The 8,572-nt window shown below is 64.1% G+C and carries 5 protein-coding genes and 1 CRISPR repeat array; of the genes, 2 read left to right on the forward strand and 3 right to left on the reverse strand.

The window, feature by feature from the left end:
* Positions 1–3,396: MobF family relaxase (mobF, locus tag ON40_RS25365; RefSeq protein WP_040826880.1), on the reverse strand; the 3,396-nt coding region annotated here is incomplete at its 3' end.
* 175 nt (positions 3,397–3,571) lie between these two features.
* On the opposite strand from mobF, the gene ON40_RS25370 reads away from it, so the two are divergent.
* Entirely contained in the window at positions 3,572–4,024 is a 453-nt protein-coding gene (locus tag ON40_RS25370; protein WP_040826872.1) for a hypothetical protein, read from the forward strand.
* A 203-nt stretch (positions 4,025–4,227) separates the two neighbouring features.
* A CRISPR array of direct repeats spans positions 4,228–4,631; the repeat unit is 38 nt; unit sequence GTGGCGCCGGGCCGCAAGGCTCGGCGAGGATCTCAACA.
* A gap of 132 nt (positions 4,632–4,763) precedes the next feature.
* Here the strand turns inward: ON40_RS25370 and ON40_RS25375 are convergent.
* Both ON40_RS25375 and ON40_RS25380 read right to left on the reverse strand, forming a co-directional pair.
* The gene (locus ON40_RS25375) at positions 4,764–6,782 is read right to left on the reverse strand and encodes a hypothetical protein (protein WP_040826874.1); all 2,019 of its coding nucleotides are present in this window, start codon (positions 6,780–6,782) and stop codon (positions 4,764–4,766) included.
* Positions 6,779–7,654, reverse strand: coding sequence for a 5'-methylthioadenosine/S-adenosylhomocysteine nucleosidase family protein (locus tag ON40_RS25380; RefSeq protein ID WP_040826876.1), 876 nt, complete (start codon positions 7,652–7,654; stop codon positions 6,779–6,781). Before ON40_RS25380 ends, ON40_RS25375 begins: the two co-directional genes overlap by 4 nt.
* A 114-nt stretch (positions 7,655–7,768) precedes the next feature.
* Here ON40_RS25380 and ON40_RS25385 point away from each other — a divergent pair, with 114 nt between their 5' ends.
* A complete protein-coding gene (locus ON40_RS25385; RefSeq protein ID WP_040826878.1) occupies positions 7,769–8,503 on the forward strand; it encodes an NUDIX hydrolase in 735 nt (244 codons plus the stop codon).
* Positions 8,504–8,572: the final 69 nt, after the last annotated feature.

The raw sequence follows: 8,572 nt of genomic DNA on the forward strand, positions 1-8,572 counted from the left end.
ATATAGACCGTAGTCGGGGTCGCGGGCGAGGACGGTTGGTATGGCACGCAGCCAGGGGAGAGGGCCGATCCCGGCGGAGTGGTTGCCGGTGTGGTCGAGTCGCCAGTCCAGTACGGCGGCGGTATCAGCGGCTGTGGCGAGTTCGCGTTCGGCGGCCGCGGTGCGAAGGGCGGCGACGGGATCGTGCCCTTCGACGGCGATTGTGGCGAGGTGTGCGCGCAGTGTTGGCCAGGCGAGTTGGTCGGTCAGTCCGTTGTGCAGGGCTTCGGCTTCTGCGTCGATGCGGGACATGGTGTCGGGGCCGACGCGGTGTTCGGCGATTGTGCCGATGGCGTCGGTGTAGGCATCGGCCGCGCGGCCCAGCCGGAGGTCCGGGTCGAGCGCTTCTCGCTGCAGGGTGGTGGCCGATCGCTGGTGTCCGTCGCGGCCGATGATGTCGGTCAGCTGGTCGACGACGGTGGCCGGGTGCAGTGCTTGGTAGGTCCAGGGGCTTTGTTCGCTGCCGTCCGGGGCGGTGGGGACGTAGGCGTGGTTGGCGTGTCGGCCGCGGGTGAGCATCACGTAGAGCAGGGCGCGGTCTTCGTGTCCGGTGAGGACGCCGTGGCAGGTGTCCACGGTGATGCCCTGGGCGGTGCTGATGGTGGAGGCGTATCCCAGCTCGACGTCGGTTGCGACGTAGCTCGGTGGCAGGGTGATGCGGCGTCGTGAGCGCAGGTGTGTGGCGGTGATGCTGCCGTCGGGGTGGATGGCGGTGACGTTCCAGCGGTATCCGTTGCGTACTGAGTCAGTGGCCGAGATGCGTAGTCGGGATTCGTTGCGGCGGGTGATGATGACGTCGCCGACGCTGGCGCACAATCCGTCGGCCACGGTGACGTGTGGACCTATGGACCTGCCGGTGGCGAGTAGTTCTGCGAGGCGGTCGGCGCGGGCGCGTTCGTTGAGTGTGTGGACGATCTCGTGGGTGGGTGCGAGCATGACCGCGTCCAGTCCTGCGGCGCGGTCGCGGTTCCATGCGGTGTAGGCGGCGTCTTGGATTGCGGCCGGGGTGCCGGAATGGACGCGATCGTGGTCGAGGTAGAACCCGATGGCGGCCGGGTCACCGGCGCGCAGGGCGAGGCTGGCCGGGCCTTCGGCACGGTCGGTGAATCGCATGACCGAGGTCAGGGTGTGGGCGTGGGTGGCTTCGACGATGTCGCGCACGATGCCGCCCGCGGCGACCGACGCGAGTTGGTGGTCGTCGCCGATGCCGCATATTTTCGCGCCGCGTTTGAGCAGGAACGCGACGGCCAGGTCGAGCTTCAGTGTGCCGGTTTTGGCGATCTCATCGATGATCACCAGGGTGTCGGGGCCGATGTCGTGAATCCACTGCGGAACGACCGGATCGTCTCCTGCGAGTACACGTTCGAGGGTGTGGGTGAGTTTGTCGATGGTATGGGTGGCGGCGTGGATGTCTTCGCCCAGCACTGCCGCCGCAGCGGCCGTCGGAGCGAGACCGAGCACCGTGCCCTGGTGCGCTGTCCATGCTTGCGCGAGCACATGCATGGCCGTGGTTTTGCCGGTCCCGGCCGGCGCCGTCGCTACCGCGAACTGTGCCTCGCTGGTTGCGAATCCACGCACGAGTGCTTCCTGGCCGGCGTTGAGACGGCGACCGTTGTTCTGCTGCGCGAACTTCTGGGCGGCGGCATCCACGGCGTCGTGCGGGACGGATCGGCCGCCGCGGTGTTGGGCGGCAGCCAGCAGGCGGCGCTCGGCGGACAGGATGCGTGCGGAGGTGTATTGCTGCGAGCCTGCGGTCCGGTAGACGTCGGTGCCGTCGCGACGCACCAAGAGTGGGGGTGTGGGTATTCGGTCGGGTATCCGACGAGCGATGGACCTGCTCGGTGACAGCGCTTCGGCCACGATCTCTTCGACCGTCACCTCCCACCGGTCGGCGGGAATCCGGCCTCGGACGCGACGCTCCGCTTCGGACCGGATATGGGTTTCTCGCCATGTGGCCCGATCCTCGGACACCGTTGCGATCACATCGTCCGCGACGTCCGAAATCCATGTGGCGTCAATGGTTTCCGGCACTGTGCGGGGTGGGTGACACGCCGCGCGCACCATCGCGACGACCGCTCTTGGTGAGCCGAGAACTTCTACTGCCTCGTCCCACCAGCTCGCGCGTTGCTCGCCCAGGGATCGGAGCTCGTGCTTGGATTCGCGGGTTTCCAGGGTTGCCTGCTGGGCCAGGCCCAGCATCTCCTTGGAGATCGGTTCGCGGCCGTGGTGGTGCTGGAACTGGGTGGCCAGTTCGTCGAGTCGGGACTCGATCTGGGCGCGGCGCTGTGACCATCGTCGGCACAGGTTGCGGTCGACTCCGACGATTTCTCGGGTTGGTCGTTTGGACGGATCTGGATGCGGAACCGTCTCGAACGCCACTCCGACCAACTGCGTCAGATGCATCTCCAAGTGGCTGTTGTATACCTCCGACGCGGTGACGGTCCCCTGGTAGAGCAGTCGCCCGTCCAGTGAATACCAACCCCCGTCGAGGGTTCGGACCTTGTTGGCCAACACGACGTGCGTGTGCAGATCAGGATCGCCCGCACGACTGTCGCGGTGCACGAACGCTGTGCCGATCAATCCTTCCACGTCGACCTGTCGACATCCGTTGCGTCCCACGCGGGTATAGGTGTGGCGACGTTCCAGGTACCGGATCGCGTCGGCGACGGCTGCGTCGTGCGCGGCTTTGATCTTGTCGGCGATGGTGCGCGGGGCGATGGCCCACAGCGCCGATACGCTCTTGGGTGGGGAACATGTGAAGTCGAACCCGGCCACAGCGGTGGTGGCGTTGCGGGAGTGGCGGGCGACCCAACCGGACAGCTCTCGATCGTCGGTGGGTGCATGGTCGAACTCCTCGGCGAACATCTTCCGCGCTACCTGTGTGCGGATCGCCGCCCGCGCCCCATCCGGCAATGCCGCGTTCGGCGCTACGCCATGGGCGACATTGGCAGATGCGAACGCTTCGGCGCACCGCTGCCGGAACTCGCCACCATCGGTATAGATCCGGTACGGCTGGCCCAGGCGAGTTGCGGCCAACGCTGCGCGTGCCGAGTCCTTCGGCTTGGCACCCTTGCCGATCTCGGCCATTCGGACCTGTTCCTCGATGCGCGTCGCGTCCGGGTGCCGCCCTTCCCCGAACAACGCGTGCATCTGATCTTCCGACACCGGATCACCAGCAGCGATCTCGTCGAACGCCAGCAGTCCCGATCCGCACCAGATGCCGGGCGATTCCCCCTTCGCGGTGTAGTAGTCCGCCAGCGCCGAACTGCCGCGATCAGACGCGTCCTGGACAGCAACTTGCCGAACGTAGTACTCGTACCCGTCCCCAGCTGAAAGCTTGTGCAACGTTGCAGTCACTATTTGCAGTATATCGGTAGTTATCTTTTCGTTATCCGAAATGCAAGAGGTGTGATAGATCGATGAAGGCGAGAAAATGGCGATTGTCTAAATCGCTACGGTAATGCAGAGAAAATGTCAACATCTATAATGTCAGATGTACTGGAGGTGTGTTGATTCGGTTAGGGGAGTGGCTATGTCTGGCAAGAAAAAATCTCCGATTTCCGCACGTCGTCAGGCACGTGAACGTCTCGCTCAGGAACGTGCCGAGCAGGCCGCGCGCAACCGTGAGAATGAAGCTGACCTCGCGGATTTCCTTGCGTTGGAGCAACGTTTGGAGGCTGCAGACTTCGATCGTGACGAGGCGATGAACACCGCACGCGCACGCCATCGAGTCGCGGTCGAAAAATTGAAGCACAGGCAAGGTTTGTGCCTGGCGCGGATGAGTCGACGGGGCGAAACGAACGCGGCTATCTCGAACCGCACCGGGCTCACCACTCGCGAGATAAAGCAACTGATCAGCGAATTCTCCGACGTTGAGGCTGACCAGTCGTCACAAGGCCCGAACAGTCGCCCGGCGATCGATAGATCGAACGACGGTTGGCCAGCGTCTGGCATTGATGCGGGTGACATGCTGGAGCAGAGATAGACAAGCTCCTGCTTGTGTGGCGCGTGCTCCGCGGTGAGGGCGCTCCGGTTCTGGTACCCAACGGATCTGCTGGCTTCGGAACCCTAGGTGCGACCTCATTTCCAGGGAGGTTCCGAAGTGGCGACCAGCGCGGATTCGGTTGTGACAGACGTATATTTGAGGTTGCTCGTTCAGTGGATGATTGAAATTGCAGGTCATCCAGGGTGGCGCCGGGCCGCAAGGCTCGGCGAGGATCTCAACATCGACCCCGATCATGTGGTGGCCGTGACGGTGAAGTGGCGCCGGGCCGCAAGGCTCGGCGAGGATCTCAACATCACGTACTTCAGGTCCTGGCTGTTGAGCCAGCGGGTGGCGCCGGGCCGCAAGGCTCGGCGAGGATCTCAACAACAAACAGGCGGGGGACTGGCTGGTCGGCGCCGGGTGGCGCCGGGCCGCAAGGTTCGGCGAGGATCTCAACCCTGGGGCGGAACATCTTCCGCCCGGCGACGTGCGGGAGTGGCGCCGAGCCACAAGGCTCGGCGAGGATCTCAACGGGTACGCCGAGGCGATCACCGTGTATCCGCTCGCGTGTGGCGCCGGGCCGCAAGGCTCGACGAGGATCTCAACGCGGTCAGCTGGATAACGGGCGACGGGTGGCGCATGTGGCGCCGGGCCGCAAGGCTCGGAGCCGGATTTCAACGGCCACGACTCTTCCGGGAAAGTCTGGACTCATCACCTGCGGTGCTGACTTCGTCGAGGTTCACCCATGTCCCTGCCTCGCTATTGTCGAAGATCTTGTGCACCAATTTCGGGCCCAGCGCTGTCTGCGCTCCTGGTCACGTGCGATCCAGTCCCGGCCCTCGGTGGCAACAGCTTCCAATACCCGAAGTGCGCGGTCGAACCCCGCGGTCTGCACGGTTGCGGTCTCCTGTGCCTCATCGATGTCTGGTGTCTCGTCGTCGGTGGCGCTCGGGTGTTCTTTGACCTCGGCGATGCATGTGCCGTCGAGCAGGGTTAACCGGAACACCCGCCTGCGGGTGCGCTCGATGTTGGCTCTGCCGTCGGCCAGGTGGGTGCGGACGCGCTTCTCTGTTACCGAGGCCGATGCGACGGCATCGTAGGAGAACATCTGGTGTTGCTCGTTGCCCACATCACCCGTGGTCAGGTCCAGATGTGTTCGTGTGGTGCGCATTCCGTATCGGGTCAGCAGGAAAACGTAGACCAGATACCTTTCGTACCGCGGTGGGCCGTCGGCGACTCGGCCCTTGCGCGCGTACGGGGCTCGTTGTGTCAGCACCACATGCGTCACCAGGTCACGCTCGCGAAGATTCGCTCTCCGCAGGGCGTCATCCTTGAGCAGGGCTTTGTCGAGAGCCAGCCAGTGTGCCATCTCCGCGTCGGTTGGGCGATCGGCCAGTATCTCGAGCCAGTGGTAGTACCACGCCCATTCTTGGGTCAGCAGCGTCTGGGCTTCATGGTCGAGCAGAGCGTATGCCCGTGAGGCGGACAGGATGCGAGCGATACCGACGATGCCCCACCAGCTGCCTGCCGCGAGGAAAAGCCCTATGACGTGGCCGAGAGTCACCATTACGGCGAGCCCGATCGCCCACATCGCCACGCCGACGGTCTGGAGGTTTGCCGCCCTTTGTGCCTCTGGAGATTCGGCCTGCAGGTCGATACGTCGTTGGCCGACTCGCGCTGCGTGCCGCATGATCAGCCACTTCAGCTCGCCGGGGTACACGTCGTCGCTGCTGTATTGCTGTTGCAGCCTGCGTTTGAGGTTTCCGCGATACCCCGCGCTGATATCTCCTAGTCCACCGAGGTCTGCATCCCGAAAGCAGCTGTCGACCAGCAGGTCGAACTTCGCGTCCGGCCGAAACGGTTCCGGTTGGTAATTTGCGCGGACGTTGTCGGTGTGGCAGAGATGCGTCTGCCACACCGTTCTGCAGCGCAGTGCGAGGTAATCGAAGGCCGCGGTCAGTGTCAGCCCGACTCCAGCCCGGACCGTGATCCCGCTGTGTAGCACCCACGCGATTGCCAGCGCCGCCGCGACACAACCCAGAGTCGCGTCCCGCCAGCCTGTGTTGGTGTACCGGATGGGTGGGGGCAGCCACTTGGCAGGTGGTCGTGGGTGGGGTTCGAAGAATTTCCATGCGCGTCTGAGCCGGTCACCGCTCATTCGTTCCACCGCGACCTGGTACTTGCGTTGGGCAGCGAGGCGTTCCTGTTCGGCGCCGCTGAGAATCAGCTCCATATGCCGGTCGATCTCGTGTTGCCGAACGGGGCTGAGTGTGCCGAAAGTCTGGACTGTGATCGTGAATTCCTGTGCCAAGGGTCCGTCGCCGAGTTCGGAGTGGGCATAGCGCAGGAGTGCATTCACGACGTCGAGTGCATCGCGCCATTCGTCTCGGGGACAGTGGGCAGCCGTTGTCGTGGCGTAGCGGATTTCCTCGGACAACTCGGCGGTGACGTCGGCGTAGGAACGGTCGCTGAGCACCGACAGCACATAGAGGTAGGCCCGCTCATTGGTCTCGTGTCCATCCGTGAGCAAGCTGCCGAACATTTCCTGAGCACGGCGAGGGCGGTCGCCGTCGAGATGGGCTCTGGCCACCTCATGTCGGACATGCGGCGGATCGCCGGGCAGGCTGGTGTAGACCGTCGCTTGATGTATGACGGAACCGGAGAATTGCGTGGCGATCTGCTGATTGACCCGCGCATTGTCGGTTGCCGTGAGCTGGTTGTTCACCGACACCTGGGTGGTGTCGGCATCACTGCTCATCTGCTGCCCCAGTGGAACTGCGTGCCGATCTGCTTGTCGACCGTGGCATTGTCACGTGCGACCAACGTGTTGTTGATCGTGGGTACGGTTGGGGTCGGTGGTGTGGGAGTCGTTGCCGCCCCGCCGGAATGCGGTTCGAGGGACGTGACCAGGGCGATGGCGAACGCGGCAGCGTTGCGCGCAGCGATCTGCTGACCGCCGGCCCGGTCGGTGGTGGCCTTCGAGCCGTCCGCATGGTCGCTGATTCCGCGAATGACCACCGCGGGCACCTGATCGCTCAGGGCTGCGGCGTGTGCGAAACCCGAGCCTTCCATTTCCACGGCGACTGCGTCGTTGTAGGACCCGCGAATCCGCTGGGCAAGTGGTGAAGTGGTGGAGTTCAGCACGACGTCTCCGACGGCGATCGGGTCGAAGTGCACCTCGGGCTCAGCCTTGCTCGCTTGCTCGGGAAGGAACTTGTACCAGGCGTGACCTCTGGGAAGTCGTCGGGCGACCTGCTCGATCCGGTGCGAGGGTTCCCAGGAGCGCGGTCGCGTCAGGAACTGGTCGTCCTCGCTGCGTCCGCCTTGATAGGAGTGGATCTTGGTGGCCACGACCACGTCGCCGATTCCCAGCCAGTCACGCAAGCCACCGGCGATGCCGACGAACATCATTGCGGCGGGCGAGAATTCAGCTCTGGCGCGTTCGGTCAACGTGGCTGCGGTGGTGGTACCCGGGCCGGTGACACCCACCGCAATACGGTGCTGTGGATGGCCGGCCACCGCGCCCACATCGAACAGTGTGCCCTTGTCGTGCGCGTGGACTTCGATGTCGACCAAGTGGTCCAGGACGGCGTTCTGCTCAACGCCGAGAGCGGTCAGAATCACGATCATTGTTTCTCCCCAGGTGATCGGAGTCTCAGACGAAAACCTCCGTCCAATGACGCTAACCTCGGGTTTTGTTTACGTCAATATGACGTAAGCTTGTTTGTGGAAAGGAGGCGAAAAATGGCCGAGAGTGGCTGGCGCATACCCGAAGTCGCCATCGCCGTCGACCTCGCGGTGCTCACCGTGCGGGAGGACGCCCTGCAGATCCTGCTGGTGGAACGCGGGATAGAACCATGGCAGGGTTTCCTGGCCCTGCCGGGCGGATTCCTCGAGGACAACCGTGAGGACTTGGACGCCGCGGCCGAACGTGAACTGGCCGAAGAGACCGGCCTGGACTTGCGCCGCGTTCATCTCGAGCAGCTGCGTACCTACGGTTCGCCGGACCGGGATCCGCGCAGACGCGTGGTGACCGTCTGCTACCTGGCGTTCATGCCAGACCTTCCGGCGCCTGAAGCCGGTGGCGATGCGCGAGCAGCAGTGTGGACGCCTGTCGACTCTGTGCTGGACGGGCGTGCGGAACTAGCTTTCGACCACAGACGGATCGTCGCCGATGCGGTCGAGCGGGCCAGAAGCAAGTTGGAGTACACCACGCTCGCCACCCGATTCTGCCCGCCGGAGTTCACCGTCACCGAGTTACGCAGGGTGTACGAGATCGTCTGGGGCGAGACCCTCGATCAGCGAAATTTCCACCGCAAGATCACCGGTACCGAGGGGGCGCTGATCTCGACCGGAGCGCAGACCACTCGCCAAGGTGGCCGTCCCGCAACGCTTTACCGGTGCGGTCCGGCGACTATCCTGCATCCAGCAATACTGCGCACCGCCACACAACCCACCCTTCAAGGTCATCACGCTTGATATTTGGGGCTGATGTGAGCGCATTGGCGGTTGTTGGGATGAGCAAGCAGCTCGCAGCACAAGGGCTGT

Origin of the sequence: Nocardia jiangxiensis NBRC 101359 (genome assembly GCF_000308615.1) — a bacterium.
In the GTDB taxonomy this organism is placed as follows: domain Bacteria; phylum Actinomycetota; class Actinomycetes; order Mycobacteriales; family Mycobacteriaceae; genus Nocardia; species Nocardia jiangxiensis.